Source organism: Micromonospora citrea (assembly GCF_900090315.1).
GTDB lineage: Bacteria > Actinomycetota > Actinomycetes > Mycobacteriales > Micromonosporaceae > Micromonospora > Micromonospora citrea.
The window spans coordinates 815,004-831,331 of the sequence record NZ_FMHZ01000002.1 but is presented as its reverse complement, the minus strand read 5'-3'; the positions used below and the strand labels follow the sequence as shown (position 1 = coordinate 831,331).

At 73.8% G+C, this 16,328-nt stretch carries 16 protein-coding genes; 10 read left to right on the top strand and 6 right to left on the bottom strand.

The window, feature by feature from the left end; translation table 11 throughout:
* Positions 1-98: 98 nt before the first annotated feature.
* Positions 99-950 carry a metallophosphoesterase family protein gene (locus GA0070606_RS04010; protein WP_091095183.1) on the top strand — a complete coding sequence of 284 codons (852 nt, stop codon included), beginning with the start codon at positions 99-101 and terminating at the stop codon, positions 948-950.
* Positions 951-992: 42 nt separating this feature from the next.
* Here the strand turns inward: GA0070606_RS04010 and GA0070606_RS04005 are convergent, their stop codons facing one another.
* The 4 genes from GA0070606_RS04005 to GA0070606_RS03990 all read right to left on the bottom strand — a co-directional run bounded on the left by GA0070606_RS04005 (position 993) and on the right by GA0070606_RS03990 (position 4,826).
* A complete protein-coding gene (locus tag GA0070606_RS04005) occupies positions 993-1,493 on the bottom strand; it encodes a hemerythrin domain-containing protein (protein WP_091095182.1) in 501 nt (166 codons plus the stop codon).
* 113 nt (positions 1,494-1,606) lie between these two features.
* Positions 1,607-3,094 (bottom strand): S8 family peptidase, encoded by a 1,488-nt coding sequence (locus tag GA0070606_RS04000; RefSeq protein WP_091095180.1) that lies wholly within the window; start codon positions 3,092-3,094, stop codon positions 1,607-1,609.
* Between the two features lie 147 nt (positions 3,095-3,241).
* Positions 3,242-4,111 (bottom strand): NAD(P)H-hydrate dehydratase, encoded by an 870-nt coding sequence (locus GA0070606_RS03995; RefSeq protein WP_091095177.1) that lies wholly within the window; start codon positions 4,109-4,111, stop codon positions 3,242-3,244.
* Positions 4,095-4,826: a histidine phosphatase family protein gene (locus tag GA0070606_RS03990; RefSeq protein WP_091095175.1), complete on the bottom strand. Its 732-nt coding sequence runs from the start codon at positions 4,824-4,826 to the stop codon at positions 4,095-4,097. Before GA0070606_RS03990 ends, GA0070606_RS03995 begins: the two co-directional genes overlap by 17 nt.
* A gap of 188 nt (positions 4,827-5,014) precedes the next feature.
* On the opposite strand from GA0070606_RS03990, the gene GA0070606_RS03985 reads away from it, so the two are divergent.
* From GA0070606_RS03985 to GA0070606_RS03975, 3 genes are all read left to right on the top strand, one after another.
* The gene (locus tag GA0070606_RS03985; protein WP_245724562.1) at positions 5,015-5,221 is read left to right on the top strand and encodes a hypothetical protein; all 207 of its coding nucleotides are present in this window, start codon (positions 5,015-5,017) and stop codon (positions 5,219-5,221) included.
* Between the two features lie 132 nt (positions 5,222-5,353).
* Positions 5,354-5,680 carry a hypothetical protein gene (locus GA0070606_RS03980; protein WP_091107247.1) on the top strand — a complete coding sequence of 109 codons (327 nt, stop codon included), beginning with the start codon at positions 5,354-5,356 and terminating at the stop codon, positions 5,678-5,680.
* 231 nt (positions 5,681-5,911) lie between these two features.
* On the top strand, positions 5,912-6,883 hold the full coding sequence (locus GA0070606_RS03975; protein ID WP_091095173.1) for a DNA polymerase domain-containing protein: 972 nt from the start codon (positions 5,912-5,914) through the stop codon (positions 6,881-6,883).
* Between the two features lie 22 nt (positions 6,884-6,905).
* Here the strand turns inward: GA0070606_RS03975 and GA0070606_RS03970 are convergent, their stop codons facing one another.
* Positions 6,906-7,412 (bottom strand): Lrp/AsnC family transcriptional regulator, encoded by a 507-nt coding sequence (locus GA0070606_RS03970; RefSeq protein ID WP_091095171.1) that lies wholly within the window; start codon positions 7,410-7,412, stop codon positions 6,906-6,908.
* 105 nt (positions 7,413-7,517) lie between these two features.
* On the opposite strand from GA0070606_RS03970, the gene pdhA reads away from it, so the two are divergent.
* From pdhA to GA0070606_RS03945, 5 genes are all read left to right on the top strand, one after another.
* The gene (pdhA, locus tag GA0070606_RS03965; protein WP_091095170.1) at positions 7,518-8,684 is read left to right on the top strand and encodes a pyruvate dehydrogenase (acetyl-transferring) E1 component subunit alpha; all 1,167 of its coding nucleotides are present in this window, start codon (positions 7,518-7,520) and stop codon (positions 8,682-8,684) included.
* A complete protein-coding gene (locus tag GA0070606_RS03960) occupies positions 8,684-9,700 on the top strand; it encodes an alpha-ketoacid dehydrogenase subunit beta (RefSeq protein WP_091095168.1) in 1,017 nt (338 codons plus the stop codon). The genes pdhA and GA0070606_RS03960 overlap by 1 nt, the downstream gene beginning before the upstream one ends.
* Positions 9,697-11,082 (top strand): dihydrolipoamide acetyltransferase family protein, encoded by a 1,386-nt coding sequence (locus GA0070606_RS03955; protein ID WP_091095166.1) that lies wholly within the window; start codon positions 9,697-9,699, stop codon positions 11,080-11,082. Before GA0070606_RS03960 ends, GA0070606_RS03955 begins: the two co-directional genes overlap by 4 nt.
* Before the next feature lie 136 nt (positions 11,083-11,218).
* Positions 11,219-12,883 carry a right-handed parallel beta-helix repeat-containing protein gene (locus GA0070606_RS03950; RefSeq protein WP_091107245.1) on the top strand — a complete coding sequence of 555 codons (1,665 nt, stop codon included), beginning with the start codon at positions 11,219-11,221 and terminating at the stop codon, positions 12,881-12,883.
* Between the two features lie 289 nt (positions 12,884-13,172).
* Positions 13,173-14,438 carry a L,D-transpeptidase gene (locus GA0070606_RS03945; RefSeq protein WP_091095164.1) on the top strand — a complete coding sequence of 422 codons (1,266 nt, stop codon included), beginning with the start codon at positions 13,173-13,175 and terminating at the stop codon, positions 14,436-14,438.
* 227 nt (positions 14,439-14,665) lie between these two features.
* On the opposite strand, the gene GA0070606_RS03940 is transcribed toward GA0070606_RS03945, so the two are convergent.
* On the bottom strand, positions 14,666-15,685 hold the full coding sequence (locus GA0070606_RS03940) for an SMP-30/gluconolactonase/LRE family protein (protein WP_091095162.1): 1,020 nt from the start codon (positions 15,683-15,685) through the stop codon (positions 14,666-14,668).
* Positions 15,686-15,837: 152 nt separating this feature from the next.
* On the opposite strand from GA0070606_RS03940, the gene GA0070606_RS03935 reads away from it, so the two are divergent.
* Positions 15,838-16,188 (top strand): STAS domain-containing protein, encoded by a 351-nt coding sequence (locus GA0070606_RS03935; RefSeq protein ID WP_091095160.1) that lies wholly within the window; start codon positions 15,838-15,840, stop codon positions 16,186-16,188.
* Positions 16,189-16,328: the final 140 nt, after the last annotated feature.

Below are 16,328 nucleotides of genomic sequence, written 5' to 3'. Positions count from 1 at the left end.
CGGGGACGGGGCGTGCGGGAACGGGGATGCGGGGACGGAGACGTGCGGGGCAGGTGTGCGGGCTCGCGGTGGGGGTGGTCGGTCAATAGGATCGACGCATGGCGGCCGACGGGAGTGCGGGCGGCAGCCTGCTCGCCATCAGCGACCTGCACGTCGGGCACCCGGGCAACCGGGAGGTGGTGGACGGGCTGCGGCCGGGGTCGCGGGACGACTGGCTGGTCGTCGCCGGGGACGTCGGCGACACCGTGGCGGACGTCGAGTGGGCGCTCGGGCTGCTCAGCGAGCGCTTCGCGCGGGTGGTCTGGGCGCCGGGCAACCACGAGCTGTGGACCCCGCCGGCCGACCCGGTGACGCTGCGCGGGGTGGCGCGTTACGCGCATCTGGTCGACCTGTGCCGGCGGCTGGGCGTGCTCACCCCGGAGGATCCGTACCCGGTGTGGCGTGGGTCGGGCGGGCCGGTGCTGGTGGCGCCGCTGTTCCTGCTCTACGACCACAGTTGGCGCCCGGACGGGTTCGACACCACCGAGGCGGCGCTGGAGGAGGCGTACCGGACGGGGATCGTCTGCACCGACGAGTTCCTGCTGCACCCGGATCCGTACCCGAGCCGGTCCGCGTGGTCCGCCGCCCGGGTGGCCGCGACAGCGCGGCGGCTCGCCGGGCGGGAGCCGGGGCTGCCGACGGTGCTGGTGAACCACTGGCCGCTGCTGCGCGAGCCGACCCGGATCCTGCGCTATCCGATCTTCGCCCAGTGGTGCGGCACCGAGGCCACGGCCGACTGGCACCTGCGCTTCGACGCGACCGCCGTGGTCTACGGTCACCTGCACATCCCCCGGACCACCTGGCACGACGGGGTGCGGTTCGAGGAGGTCTCGGTCGGCTACCCCAGGGAGTGGCGGACTCGGTCCGTACCGCCGTCGCTGCGGCGCATCCTGCCCGCGCCCCCGGCATGACGACGGGCCCCGGCGCACCGGGGCCCGTCGGGGGCAGGCGGATCAGGCCGTCACGGCGTCGAGCGACTTCTTGATCGCCTTGGGGTCGGTGGGCTTGCGCGGCGCGTCGGCGCGCAGCTCGATCATCCGTTCGCCGATCTCCTGGAGCTGCTTACGGCCGAGCGCCTCGCGCACCTTGGGGAACCACTCCTGCTCCTCCTCCTCGACGTGGTGCAGGACGTTCTCGATCAGCACCGTGGTCTTGGCGTTGAAGCGCTCGTCGTCGGCGTCCATGGTGAACAGCTCGGCGCAGAGCACGTCGGCGACGTGGTGCTCCTCGTACGACTCGAGGATGTCGTCCTCCAGGTCGGGCAGGAGCTTGCGGACCTCCGGGTACATCACCTCGTTCTCGAGGTAGGTGTGCACCGTGAGGGCCTCCAGGATCTCGCTCACCAGCTTCTGCCGCTGCGCGGCCGGCCCATCCTCGGCATCCTGGAAGGCCTTGAACAGGCGGCGCATCTCCTTGTGGTCCTCTTTCAACACCACGATGGCATCGGTGGACACCGTTGACCTCCTCGGCTCGTCTGACGCCTCATCCCCTACCCCGGCCGTGAGCAGCGAAAACGGGTGGGGCCCGGCGGAATGCCGCCGGGCCCCACCACAGGTCGTGCGAGTGGCTACCTCACCACGTTGTACGCGTTGACCATGCCGGCGCCGTAGAACCCGTTGCGCTGCCCGCCGGAGCAGGTGGCGTCGTAGGCGTTCGGGCCGGCCGCGATCAGCGGCACCGGGTTGTAGACACCGCTGGGGCAGGGGATCGACTCGGCGGTGTTGCCCAGGAAGGCCGACAGCTGGCCCGGGGTCATGCCCGGGTGCGCCGACACGGCGAGGGCGGCCACGCCGGCGGCGTGCGGCGAGGACATCGACGTGCCCTGCTTGTAGCCCCAGCCGTTGGTCTTCGTGGCGGTGTTGTAGGTGGTGGACAGGATGCCGTCGGTCAGCGTGGAGCGGACGCCCTGCGTACGGAAGCGGGTGTCGCCACCCGGCGCCGTCACCTCGACCACGCCCTGGCCGTACGAGGAGTAGTAGCTCTTCTCCCCGGTCGGGCCCACGGCCGAGACCGTCACCACGCCCGGCGCCTCGCCCGGCAGGACGAGGCAGGAGCTGGTGAGGTTCTCGCGCTCCTCGGGCGTCCCGTTGTTCGGGCTGCCCGTGTCGGTGATCTTGTGGGCCAGGTCCCAGTTGGAGTTGCCCGCGGACGCGACGTGCAGCACGCCCTTGCTCTGCGAGTAACGCAGGGCCCGCTGGACCGCCTTCCACACCGGGCGCTGACGCGCGTCGTTGCGGCAGTTCAACTGCCACGGGTCGATGTAGTAGCTGTTGTTGGTCAGCTGCATGCCCTGCTCGGCGGCCCACATGAACCCGCAGACCGCGGCCTCCGGGAAGATGTAGCCGTCGTCGTTGACCACCTTCACGGCGGCCACCTTGACGCCCGGCGCGACGCCGGTCACTCCGACGCCGTTGACGGCGGCGGCGATGGTGCCGGCCACGTGGGTGCCGTGGTCGGAGGTGGTCGGGTTCCAGGCGGCCTCGGTGGTGTCGGAGACCCCACCGATGCAGGACGCACTCTTGTTCTTGGCGATCTGGCTGGCCAGGTCGGGGTGGCTGGAGGAGATGCCGCTGTCCAGCACGCCCACGACCACGTCGGCGCGGCCGGCGTTGACGGCGTGGGCCTGCGGGACGTCGATCATCGGCATGTCCCACTGCTGACCGAAGAGGGGCTCCTTGGTCGGGTCGGCGGTCGTGTTGACCGCCCCGGCCGCGGAGACCTCCAGGGTCTCGCCCTCGTCGAGGGCGGTGCCCAGGCCGGCCGTGGACGCCACCGAGTCGACGCCCGCGCCCGCCACGTCAGTTGCGAAGTCGGGGTTGGTCGACCGGACGACGAGCACGCCGATCTGGTCGTAGCTGGCCACCACGGTGCCCTTGGCGGCGGCCACGCGGGCGGCCGCCTTGTCGGTCTTGGCGCCCTGAGGGGCGAGCACCAGGAACGTGGTGTCCGGGCTGGCGGCCGACGCCGCCGGGGCCAGCCCGCCGGCGACGGCGAGGCCGACGCCGAGCGTCACGGCGGACGCGGCAGCCAGTGTCTTGCGACGGAGGTTCTTCACACAGACTCCCAGGGGGCTGTTTCCAGCCGGGTACGCCCCCTGGCGGGGAGCGGCCGGCGGGAGGAGGGCGGGACGCCCGCCTCCGATGGACCAGCGTAGGAGCGCGGTGTGGCGTTACACACATCCGTTCGGCCAGACAAAAGGGTGTCAGACGGTGGCGAGGGTGTGGGGGATCTCGTCGAGCAGCTCCCGGGCGAGGAACCCGATCCGGCCGTACCGCGGCACCAGCCGCTGGCCGCTGACCGCGTGGGCGAACGCCGCCCAGCACGCCGCCTGCGCCGGCTCGGTGCCGCGGGACAGCAGCCCGGCGAGCAGCCCGGCCCGGACGTCCCCGCTGCCGGACGTGCCGAGTCCGGCGTCGCCGCTCTCCTCCCGCCAGCTCCGGCCGTCCGGGGCGGCGATGTGGCCGTAGAGCGAGACGACGGCGTCGTACCGGCGGGCCAGCTCGATCGCGTCGGCGTCCAGGTCGTCGCCGGGGTCACGGCCGAGCAGGTGCCGGGCCTCGGTGAGGTTGGGCGTCAGCACCACCGGCCGCCCGGCGCCGACCAGCAGGTCCGGGGCGTGGCTGAGCGCCCCTAGGGCGTACGCGTCGAGCACCAGCGCCGTCTCCCGGGCGGCCGCGTCGAGCACGAGGCGCAGCAGGCGTGCCGTCTCGTCGATGTCCTTGAGGCCCGGGCCGACGGCGACCACGTCGGCGTCGGCCACCAGGTCGGCCAGCAGCTCGCCGGGCCGTCCGGCGACCGCGCCGTCGGCGGTCTCGGGCAGGCCCACCACCAGCGCCTCGGGCACCTGGATGCTCAGCGCGGCGGCGGTCGACTCGGCCGCGGCCAGTTGCAGCACGCCCGCCCCGGCCCGCAGTGCCGCCACGCCGGCGAGCAGCACCGCGCCGGGGGTGAACCGCGAGCCGCCGACCACCAGCACCGTGCCGCGTGCCTCCTTGCCGCCGGTCGGCACGGGCAGCGCCCAGTCCCGCAGCAGGCCGGGGGTGATCACCCGGGTGTCAGACCGGTTCGGCATGGACCTCGTCCTCCCTGGTCGGCCGGGCGCCCTGTGTCCGCAGGTGGCCGACGTCGTTGAACACGTCAGGGGTCAGCCGGCCGTCCGGCCCGGCGGACCAGCCCGTGACGGAGCAGTTGGCGATCACCTGCTCCTGGGTCAGCGCCATCAGCTCCGCCTCGGTGAGCCCCTCCACCAGGTAACGGATCAGGAAGACCAGGGCGTCGTGGCCGAACAGCAGCGCCCGCCGGCCCTCGTGGTCGCGGCGCAGGTCGCCCAGCAGGGCACGTAGGCGCAGGGCCACGTCCGTCCAGGACTCGCCGCCCGGCGGCCGGTAGTAGAACTTGCCGAGCCGGTCCCGGCGCTCCGCCTCGTCCGGATGGCGGCGGCGCACCCCGTGCCCGGTCAGCCCGTCCAGGATGCCGAGTTCCCGGTCGCGCAGCCGCTCGTCCCGGCTGAGCGGGATCCCGGTGCCGGCCAGGGCCAGCTCGGCGGTCTGCACCGCCCGCAGGTACGGCGACACCACCGCGACGTCCGGTCGGCGGCCCTCGGGCAGCCCGGCCAGCCACCGCGCAGTGGCCCGCGCCTGCTCCTCGCCGGTCGGGCTCAGCGGCACGTCCGCGTCCCGGTGGGTCAGGTCGATCAGCTCGGCGCCGGACGCCTCCGCCGCCGTGGCCGCCACGTTCGCCGTGCTCTCGCCGTGTCGGACGATCCAGAGCGCTGCCAGTTCCGCCATGCGGCAACCCCTACCCGGGGCCCGACCTGGATAACCGCGCCCACCCGTGCGGCCGGCGGTGTCGTGCGCCCCTCCGGCGCCCCGGTCGCGGGCGTGAACGGCGGCAGGCCGGGTAAGCGCTGCCGCCACCGAACAGCGAGACGGGGAGGTATTCCGTGGCGACCATGACGAAGGAAAAGATCAGCCCGGTGAAGGATCAGAACTACGACCTGATCCACGCGCTGCAGATGTCGCTGAAGCACATCTGGCAACTGGACACCTACATCGCCGACGCGGACGCTCGGGGCGACTCGGAACTGGCGACCTGGTTCCGGAAGATCCAGGAGAACAACCGCAAGGCGGGCGAGCAGGGCAAGAAGATGCTCATGGCGCGCCTTCAGGAGGACATGAGCTGACCACAGCCGGCGGGGGCCGGGGCCCGAGACGGGCCGCCCGGCCCCCGCCGCGTACGACCGGCGCGCGGGGGCAGCGCGGACCGCTGTCGACGTGGACAATGTCCATCCGGGTCGCACGGGATGGAGCCGCCGATGACGGTCGTCAGGGGTCTGCGCGAGGCGCTCGTGCTGTTCGTGATCGCGCTCGTCGTGGTCGCGGCTTCGGCGGGGATCTGGGTGGCGGTCGCGGGTGGCGACTTCCGCTACCGGTTCGGCGTCGCCCTCGTGGTCGTCGGCACCCTGCTCGGCGTGACCAGCGACCTGACCCTGAGCCGGATCGGCATGCTCGACGCCCGGACCATCTTCGGGCTCGCACCCGAGCGGGAGAGCGGGGGCGGCGGGCGGGTGCTGACCGGCATCGGGGTCTTCCTCTTCGTGGGCCTGCCGCTTGTGATCGTCGGCATCATGCTGATCGCCTGAGCGACTCGATCATGCTGATCGCCTGAGCGACTCGGCCGCCTCTCACCGCCCGCGTCCCGGCCTCCTCTCCGCCCGAAACGACCCAGGCCCGGCAGACCTCCCGACCGCCCGAACGACCCAGGCCCGGCCGGCCTCCCGACCGCCCGAACCCGGCCCGCCCCTGCGGCGAACCCGGCCCGGGCCCGGGGCGCTGGCCCACGGCGCCGGCCGGTCACCGCTACGGTGTGAGACGTGGCGACGGCGGCCGAGGAGATCACGGTGGGGGAGCGGGTCGTCCGCGTCTCCAGTCCGGACAAGCCCTACTTCCCGGAACTGGGGCTGACCAAATTGGACGTGGTGCGCTATTTCCTCGCCGTCGGCGACGGCATCCTGCGCGCCCTGCGGGACCGGCCGACGATGCTGGAGCGGTGGCCGCGCGGCGTCTTCGAGGGTGCGAAGATCGGCACCCGGCAGGACAACCGGGGCGACGCCTTCTACCAGAAGCGGCTGCCGGCGGGCGCGCCCGAGTGGGTCCGCACCGCGCACATCACGTTCCCGAGCGGGCGTACGGCCGACGAGATCGCGCCGAGCGAGCTGGCCGTGGTGATCTGGGCGGCCAACCTCGGCACGCTGCGGTTCCACCCGTGGCCGGTCTCCGCCGCCGACGTCGAGCGGCCCGACCAGTTGCGGATCGACCTCGACCCGATGCCCGGGGTGGGCTTCGACCAGGTGGTGCCGGTCGCCCACGAGGTGCGCGCGTTCCTCGACGAGCTGGGCCTGACCGGCTACCCGAAGACCACCGGCGGGCGGGGCCTGCACATCTACCTGTCGATCGAGCCCCGGTGGAGTTTCGGCGACTGCCGGCGGGCGGTGCTGGCGCTGGGCCGCGAGCTGCAACGCCGGCTGCCGGACCTGGTCACCACCACCTGGTGGCGGGAGCAGCGGGACCGCCCGGTCTTCATCGACTACAACCAGATGTCCCGGGACCACACGATGGCCTCGGCGTACTCCATCCGTCCCACCCCGAAGGCCCTGGTCTCCGCGCCGCTGGACTGGTCCGAGCTGGACGACGTGCGGCCGGAGGACTTCGACGTCACCACGATGCCCGCCCGGTTCGCCGAGTGCGGCGACCCGCACGCCGGCCTCGACGACCGGCGCTTCTCCCTGGAACCGCTGCTGGAACTGGCCGACCGGGAAGGGCTGGAGGCTCCGCCGGAGCGCTGAGCGGGGAGGCCGCTGCGCCGCTTCACTCCCACGGGCTGCGCTCGCCGTCGAACTCGTCGAAGACCAGCCACGTGCGGGTCGACAGCACCCCGGCGATGCTCTGCACCCGGCCCAGCACCACGTCCCGCAGGGTTGCGTTGTCCGGCGCCCGGACCAGGGCGAGGACGTCGTGGTCGCCGCCGAGCAGCGCGGCGTGCTCGATGTAGCGCACCCGGGCCAGCTCCGCCGACACCTCGCGCCACGTGTTCTGCTCGATCTTCAACGCGACGTACGCCGAGGTGCCCAGCCCCGCCGCCTCGGGTGCGACCTGCGCCCGGAACCCGGTGATCACCCCGTCGCGTAGCAGCCGCTCCACCCGGGCGTAGGCGTTGGTACGGGAGATGTGGATCCGCTCGGCGAGGGTGCGCACCGAGGTGCGGCCGTCACGGACCAGTTCGTCGAGGATGCGCCGGTCGACCTCGTCGAGGGGGCGGGCCGAACGTCCCGTTCCGGCCGCCGGCTCCCCGCCCGCCCCGGATTCCTGGCTCATCTGGGTGCCTCTCGCATGCCATCCGTCCCGCGTTTGTCATGGATCTTGAGTCAATCATCCGACGGCAGGAGCATAGGCCCACCACACGTCCCAGGAGGTCCCGCCGTGACGACCACACCCGAGGCGGTCCGCAGGGCATCCCCGCGCAGCCGCCGGAAGGCCACCCCACCCGACCCGGCCAAGCCGCTGCTGCCGGCCACCGAGCCGGTACGCCTGCTCGATCCCACCGGCACGCCGCTGCCCGCCCCCGCCGACTACCCCGAGCCGCCCGTCGAGGCGCTCGTCGAGATGTACCGGCGGATGGTGATCGGCCGCCGCTTCGACGTCCAGGCCACCGCCCTGACCAAGCAGGGCCGGCTGGCCGTCTACCCGTCCTCGCGTGGCCAGGAGGCCTGCCAGGTCGGCGCCGTCCTCGCCCTGCGCGAGGACGACTGGGTCTTCCCGACCTACCGGGAGTCCATGGCGCTGGTCTCCCGGGGCATCGACCCGGTCGAGGTGCTGACGCTGCTGCGCGGCGACTGGCACTGCGGGTACGACCCCGCCGAGCGGCGCACCGCCCCGCAGTGCACCCCGCTGGCGACGCAGTGCGTGCACGCCGCCGGGCTGGCCTACGGCGAGGCGTACCAGGGGCGGGACACCGTGGCGCTGGCGTTCATCGGCGACGGCGCCACCAGCGAGGGCGACTTCCACGAGGGCGTCAACTTCGCCGCCGTGTTCAAGGCCCCCGTCGTCTACTTCGTGCAGAACAACCGGTACGCCATCAGCGTCCCGCTGTCCCGGCAGACCGCCGCCCCGTCGCTGGCGTACAAGGGCGTCGGCTACGGCGTGCCCAGCGAGCAGGTCGACGGCAACGACCCGGTGGCCGTCCTCGCGGTGCTCACCCGCGCGGTCGAGCACGCCCGCGCCGGCAGGGGCCCGTTCCTGGTCGAGGCGCACACCTACCGGATGGAGCCGCACACCAACGCCGACGACGCCACCCGCTACCGCGACGGCGCCGAGGTCGAGGCGTGGCGGGACCGCGACCCGGTGGCCCGCCTGGAGGCGTACCTGCGCTCGCGCGGCGTGCTCGACGACGCGGGCGTGGCCGCCGTCGCCGAGGAGGCCGAGGCGTACGCCGCCGACCTGCGCACCCGGATGAACGCGCAGCCGACGGTCGACCCGATGAGCCTGTTCGACCACGTATACGCCGAGCCCACCCCGCAGCTGGTCGAGCAGCGCGAGCAGGTCCGCGCCGAGCTGGCCGCCGCCGCGGACGAGGAGAGTGAGCGCTGATGGCCGCCCTGACCATGGCGAAGGCGCTCAACGCCGCGCTCGCCGACGCGATGCTCGACGACGACCGGGTGCTCGTCTTCGGCGAGGACGTCGGGGCGCTCGGCGGCGTCTTCCGGATCACCGACGGCCTCCAGGCCCGCTTCGGTGACAAGCGCTGCTTCGACACCCCGCTCGCCGAGGCCGGCATCGTCGGCTTCGCCGTCGGCCTGGCCATGTCCGGGCTGCGCCCGGTGGTCGAGATGCAGTTCGACGCGTTCGCGTACCCGGCGTTCGAGCAGATCGCCTCGCACGTGGCGAAGCTGCGCAACCGCACCCGCGGCGCGCTGAGCGTGCCGATCGTCATCCGGGTGCCCTACGCCGGCGGCATCGGCGGAGTCGAGCACCACTGCGACTCGTCCGAGGCGTACTACGCCCACACGCCGGGGCTGAAGGTCGTCACCCCGGCGACGGTCGAGGACGCGTACTCGCTGCTGCGCCAGGCGATCGACGACCCGGACCCGGTCGTGTTCATGGAGCCGAAGAAGCTCTACTTCTCCAGCGCCGACGCGGAGCTGCCGGCCACGACCGCGCCGATCGGCCGGGCCGTCGTGCGCCGGCCGGGCCGCGACGCCACGCTGGTCGCGTACGGGCCGGCGGTTCCGGTGGCGCTGGAGGCCGCCGAGGCCGCCCGCGAGGAGGGCTGGGACCTGGAGGTCGTGGACGTGCGCAGCATCGTGCCGTTCGACGACGAGACCGTCACCGCCTCGGTCCGGCGCACCGGCCGGTGCGTGGTGATCCAGGAGGCGCAGGGGTTCGCCGGGGTCGGCGCGGAGATCGCCGCCCGGGTGCAGGAGCGCTGCTTCCACGCCCTGCACGCCCCGGTGCTGCGGGTGTCCGGGCTGGACATCCCGTACCCGGCGCCGATGCTGGAGCACACCCACCTGCCGTCGGTGGACCGGGTGCTCGACACGGTGGCCCGGCTCCAGTGGGACGACCAGCCGGACGAGCGCTGGGTGACCCGGGGGAGCGCGGCGTGACGACCGTGGACGGGACGCAGGTCTTCCTCCTGCCCGACCTGGGCGAAGGGCTGAGCGAAGCCGAGATCGTCGAGTGGCGGGTCGCCGTCGGCGACGTGGTCACGGTGGACCAGACCGTCGTGGAGGTGGAGACCGCCAAGGCCGTCGTCGACGTGCCCTGCCCGTACGCCGGGCGGGTCGTGGCGCTGCACGGCGCGGCCGGCGAGACCCGCCCGGTCGGCCAGCCGCTGATCACCATCGCGCCGCTGGCCGGCGACGGCGGGACCGGCGACGAGCCGGCCGGCCACGCCACCTACCGCGAGGAGGAGCGCGCCGGCTCCGGAAACGTCCTGATCGGGTACGGCACCGGCCACGGCGGCGCGGGACGGCGGCGTCGCCGGCCCCGCCTCGCGGCGGCCCCCGACCCCCGCCCGACGGCCCCCGACCCCCGCCCGACGGCCCTCGACCCCCGCCCGGCCGCCGCCGAGCCCGCGGACCGTCCGCGCGACGCGGCGCCCCTGGTCATCTCCCCGATCGTGCGCCGGCTGGCCCGCGAGCACGGCCTCGACCTGGCCGCCCTGCGCGGCACGGGTCCGGGCGGGGTGGTGCGCCGCGCCGACGTGGAGGCCGCGGTGGCCGAGGCGTCGTCGCCGGCCGCCCGGCTCGCGGCGGTGCCGGACCAGCCCGTCGTGTCGGCCGTGCCCGAGGCGGCGGACGTGATCGTCCCGCTGACCGGCATCCGCAAGGCGATCGCCGACAAACTCTCCCGCAGCCGGCGCGAGATCCCCGAGGTGACCATCTGGGTGGACGTCGACGCCACGGGGCTGCTGGAGACCCGGGCCGCGATCAACGCGGCGACCCCGGACGCGCCGGTGAGCATCCTGGCTCTGCTGGCCCGGATCTGCCTGTCCGGCCTGCGCAAGTACCCGCAGCTCAACGCGCGGGTCGACACCGAGGGCGAGCGGATCGTGCAGTCGGCCGGGGTGCACCTGGGCATCGCCGCCCAGACCGACCGGGGGCTGGTCGTGCCGGTGCTGCGGGACGCGCAGCGGCTCACCACCGCCGAGCTGGCCGCCGAGCTGACCGCGACCACCACGGCCGCCCGGGCCGGCACGCTGCCCCCGGCGCGGCTGACCGGCGGCACGTTCACGCTGAACAACTACGGCGTCTTCGGCGTCGACGGCTCCACGCCGATCATCAACCACCCGGAGGCGGCGCTGCTCGGGGTGGGCCGGATCGTGGACAAGCCGTGGGTGGTGGACGGGCAGCTCGCGGTGCGGAAGGTGACGCAGCTCAGCCTGACCTTCGACCATCGGGTCTGCGACGGCGGGGTGGCCGGCGGCTTCCTGCGCCACGTCGCCGACTGCGTCGAGCGGCCGGCGCTGCTGATCGCCAACCTCTGATGCGGCGCGACGGCCCCGGCTCCGCCTCCCGGCGGGCCGGGGCCGTCGCCGTCGCGGCGGGCGTTTCCCCTGGACCGGGCCGGGAATGCGGGCCGGGCTGTCCCGTCGAGGGGAGGACGAGGTGGCGTACCCGGAGATGCCCTTCGCCGGTGGCGTACGCCCACACGCGGTCGCCGGTGCGCCGTTGCTGTGCGACGCCCGCGAGCACGGCCTGGTCGGTGACGGCGCGACCAACGACCAGCCGGCCCTGGCCGCGCTGGTGGACCGCCTCGGGAACGCGTACGCGGCCGACGGCCGGGTCCGGATCATCTACTGCCCGCCCGGGGTCTACTCGATGCGGGACTCGGGCACGGTCTGGCGTTCGGGCGTCTCGCTCGTCGGCGCCGGCCCCGGGGCGACCCGCTTCGTGCTCAGCAACTCCGGCAACCGGGCCGACCCCGCGCCGCTGGCGTTCTACACCGAGAAGCAGCACGGGGCCGACCGGGACCGGCACCTGGCCGACTGCACCTTCGCCGACTTCGAGATCGACGGTTCCGGCGTGGCGTCGGCCGACTACAACCCACTCGCCAAGGGGCTCGGCCTGCAGTACGTCGTCCGGGGCATGTTCCGCAACCTGTACATCCACCACACCGCCGCCACCGGCCTGGGCTGCGACTTCCTCCAGGACTGCCTCATCGACGGGGTGCTGGTGGTCGGCTGCGGGCGGCTGGACAACGGCACGGAGATGGGTGGCGCGGGCATCGGTGTCGGCATCGGCGGCTGGGGCAGCGTCGAGCGGTTCAACATCGTCAACTGCAGCGCGGTGGCCAACGCGACCAACGGGATCTTCCTGGAGTTGCAGTACGCGGACGCGCTGCGCCCCCGGGGCGTACGCATCATCGGCTGCCACGCCCAGGGCAACCGGTTCGGCATCTCCGACTGGGGCGCCAACGGCCTGATCGTCACCGCCTGCACCATGACCGGGAACCTGGAGGCGGGCTTTCACGTCTCGGCGAAGGGCACCGCGCACACCGCCGGCCGGGCCGGGCTGCTCACCGACTGCGTCATCGACGGCAACCTGGGCGACGGGGTCAGCATCGGCAACACCCCCGGCCCGTACACGATCCGTGGCAACCGGATCAGCGGCAACGGCCGGCACGGCTACCACCAGCGCAACCTCGGCGGGGCGGAGGAGTGCGTCGCCGAGGAGATCGTCATCGAGAGCAACGACTTCTACGGCAACAGCGCCGACGCCATCCGCATCGACCGCCCGCTGCGCGACGCCATCATCGTCGGCAACCGCATCCGCAACAACGGGCGGCAGTGGGCGCCGGCGATGAGCGGGCAGGGCGACTCGGTGCGCTACAGCGAGCGGACGGTGGTGGACCGGCGGGCGACGTGGCCGAACGACGGCCACCGGGGCAAGGTGGTGCGCGTCGGCGACCGGATCGCCACCGTGGCGGCCAACGACGACACCCAGCTCACCCTCGCCCCCATCCGTCCCGACGCCGCCAGCGGGTGGAGCGGGGGCACGCCGCCGCCGGGGACGCCGTACGACCTGCCGGCCGGGCCGCCGGTGCGGGCCGGCATCACGATCAACGCGGCGGTCGACTCGGCCACCATCCGGGGCAACCGGATCTGGGACAACAAGAACCCGAGCACCCAGAACCACGGGCTGTGGATCACCGACGAGGGCAGTTGCGTCGACTGCCGGGTGGAGGACAACGACCTCGCCGGCAACGCCGACGCCGCCATCCGCATGGACACCCCGCCCGTCGGCGGCCGGTGGGAACGCAACCACGGCGACGACGACTGGAACTGAGGGCGCGTCGCCGCCTTCTCCCGGGTGCCTCCCGGGGGTGAGGCGGGACGGTCCTCCCGGGGTGAACCACGCGGGCCGGCGCAACCGGGACAGGGCGGACTGTCGACGCCGGCGGTGGCGGGCCGGGCGATCGGCGGACGGATCCGGAAACGAGGCCGAGTGAGCCCATTCCGCGCAGCCCGGCAAATGCCCTCCGAAAACGATTCACCATTTCTCCGAAATTGCGCGCCTATCCGGGTGCTGTGGAGAGAATGTGGCGGAGGGACACCAATTAACGGGGGGACGCATCATGAAGTTGAGGCGGCGACTGACGGTGCTGGCCGTGACGATCGCGGCCACGCCGTTGGCCCTCGGCGGGTGCACCGCCGACCGCAAACCGGGCGCCCGGCCGGCCGAGGGCCAGGCGGCGGCGCCGGAGTTGACCGTGACGCCCGCCGACCGCGCCCGCGAGGTGCCGATCAGCGCCGAGGTGGGCACCGCCGTCAAGGGCGGGCGGGTCACCGCCGTGCGCATCACCGACGACAAGGGCGCGCAGGTCAAGGCGGAGCCACGGGAGGACGGGTCGGCCTGGGTGCCGAGCCGGCCGTTGCAGCCGCGGCGAACCTACACCGCGGAGGTGACCGCCACCGGCGACTCGGGACGGACCACCGTCCGGAAGACCACCTTCACCACGATGCCCGAGTCGGCGAAACCGGAGGTCACCAGCACGTTGTACTTCGCCGGCAACCGGACGTACGGCACGGCCATGCCGGTGACCGTCGCCTTCGACCCGCCCATTCCGAAAGAGGCCAGGGCGGACGTGCAGCGCCGATTGTTCGTGAAGACCGACCCGCCGCAGCCGGGCACCTGGTCGTGGGTGTCCGACGGCAGCCAGGCCTATTACCGGGCCCCCGATTTCTGGCGCCCGGGGACCACGATCAGCGTCCGCGCCGGCCTGGAGGGCCTGCCCATCGGCAAGGACCGCGTCGGTGACTCCGACCGGACCGCCACCTCGAAGATCGGCAAGCAGGTCGCGCTGGAGATCGACAACGCGACCAAGCAGATGTCCGTGCTGCGCGACGGCAAGGTGGTCCGCAAGATCCCGGTCAGCATGGGCAAGCCGAGTACGCCGACCTCCAGCGGCAAGATGGTGATCATGGAGAAGCACGAGTTCACGACGTTCGACACCCGGGGCTCGGCCGACCCCTACGTGGTCGACGTCGAGGACGCCCAGCGGCTCACCTGGGGCGGCGAGTTCATCCACGCGGCGCCGTGGTCGGTGGGGGACCAGGGCAACACCAATGTCTCGCACGGCTGCACCAACGTCTCCAACGAGGCCGCGGACTGGCTGATGGGCGTCACCCAGGTCGGCGACCTGGTCACCATCAAGGGCACCGAGGTCGAGTTGACCGAGGGCAACGGCTGGACCGCCTGGAACGTCGGCTGGAACGAGTTCGTCAAGGGCAGCGCACTGCCCGTGCCGGCCGGGCTGGGGCCGGCGCCGTCGCAGGCCCCGCACCCGGGCGCCGTGGCCGGCGGCTCCCCGGCGCCCGCGCCGTCCGTCCGCGGCGGCTGACCCGACGGTACGCACATCCGCGGGACCGGTCCGCCGCCGAGCGGGCCGGTCCCCGGCCTGCGTGCCGGGGCGGCCGGCCCTGCCCGCGTGCCGGAGTGGTCGGCCCCTGACGTGCCGCCGGGGCGGCCGGTTCCGGCCCCGCGTGCCGGGGCGGTCGGCCCCGGTCCCGGGTCTTCGAGCAGGGCCGTCGTGCCGTCGGAGGGGGCGTCGCTCCGTGTCGCCGTGGCTCAGGGAAGCGGCACCCGCGCGATTCCCGGGCCGGTGAGGCTGCCCAGCCAGAGACGTTCGCCGTGCTGGCGCACGCCGGTGACCATGTCGTAGCGCCCGCGCGGGCCGTGCAGCGTCCGCAGCACCCGCCCTTCGCCGTCCACCAGCGCGACCAGCCCGTAGCGCAGCGGCTTCGGCTGTACGGCGGCCGGCAGCACCGCCACGAGCTGGCGCAGCCGGGGGTGCGGCAGCAACCGCTCGACGACCGGCACCCGGGGGCTGGGCAGTGCGATCCAGTACGTCCCGTCGCCGACCGGCGCGAGGTTGTCCGGGTACGCCGGCAGGTCGGCCAGCACGGTGACCGTCCCGTCGGGCAGGGCGACCCGCACCAGCCGGTGGGTGGCGGTCTCCACCAGCATCAGTGCCGACTCGTCCGGGGTGAGCGCGATCCCGTTGGGAAAGTAGAGCCCCGCGCAGACGACGTCGGTGTGCCCGCTGCGCGGGTCGTACGCCAGGACCCGCCCGTTGGGCCGGTGCTCCAGCAGGTCCCGCTTCCAGTGCGAGACGGGAAAGCGGTCGGAGGAGTCGGTGAAGTAGACGGTGCCGTCGCGGGCGACGGCGGCGTTGTCGGCCAGGTGCGGTGTCGCCCCGCGCCCGCCCAGCTCCCGCACCGCCCCGTCGGCTGTCACCCGCAGCAACCCCCGGTACGCGTCGCACACCACGAGACTGCCGTCGCGCGGGTCGACCTCCACGCCCAGCGGCCGGCCGCCGGTCTCGGCGAGCGGCCGGGGCGGGGTGCCCGCCGGCGCGTCGACCGGCCACCACCAGAGCCGGCCGTCCTCGGTGCCGCTGACCACGCGCCCGGACGGGTCCACCACCACGTCCTCGGGACCCACGACGCCGTCGGGCAGGGGCAGCAGCTCCGCGGAGTCGAGCCGGCGGTCGGTGGGTGCCCACGGCCCGTCGAGCGGGGGCGGGACGGTGGCGGGCTCGCGGACGGGGCGGATCAGCCAGGGCGCGCGGGGGCGGGGATCGACCATGGCCCATTCTCGCCCGGTGTCGTCGCACCCGTGGGGCCCCGGCGCGTCCTCCCTGAGGAGGATCAGGGTGGCCCCGGGGATGACCCTGGGCGGACCCGGAACCGTCCCTGGGCAGGGCGGAAATGTCGGTGGTGGGGGCTAGATTCGTCGTCATGGGGCAGCGTGAGGATCGGTTCCACGTCGAGATCAGCGTGGACGATCACGTGGTGGACGTGCGGGCGACCGGTGAGGTCGACATCGCCACGGTCGCCGCGTTCCGCTCCGCGCTCTGGTCGGCCCCGGCCCGGCCGGTGCTCCGGCTCGACCTCTCCGGCGTGCGCGTGCTCTCGGCGGCCGGGGTGCGGGCGCTGGTCGCTGCTCACCTGCGCATCCGCGCCCGGGGCGGGGAGCTGGTGCTGCTGCGCCCCGATCCGGTGGTCGTGCGGGTGCTGCGGGCCACCGGCCTGCATCGGGTCATCCCGATCGTCGACCCCTGCGCCGACCGGGAGCTGGTGGCCTGCTGACCGACCGGCGGGCCGCTCAGCCCGTCACCGATCAGCCCGGCGGCGTGCCAGCCGGTGGCCGGCGGTGTGACGGCCGACCGGCCGGCCGTGTGAGGGCCGACCGGCCGGCGATCGGGGCCTGCGGCGCGTGGCGGGCCGGC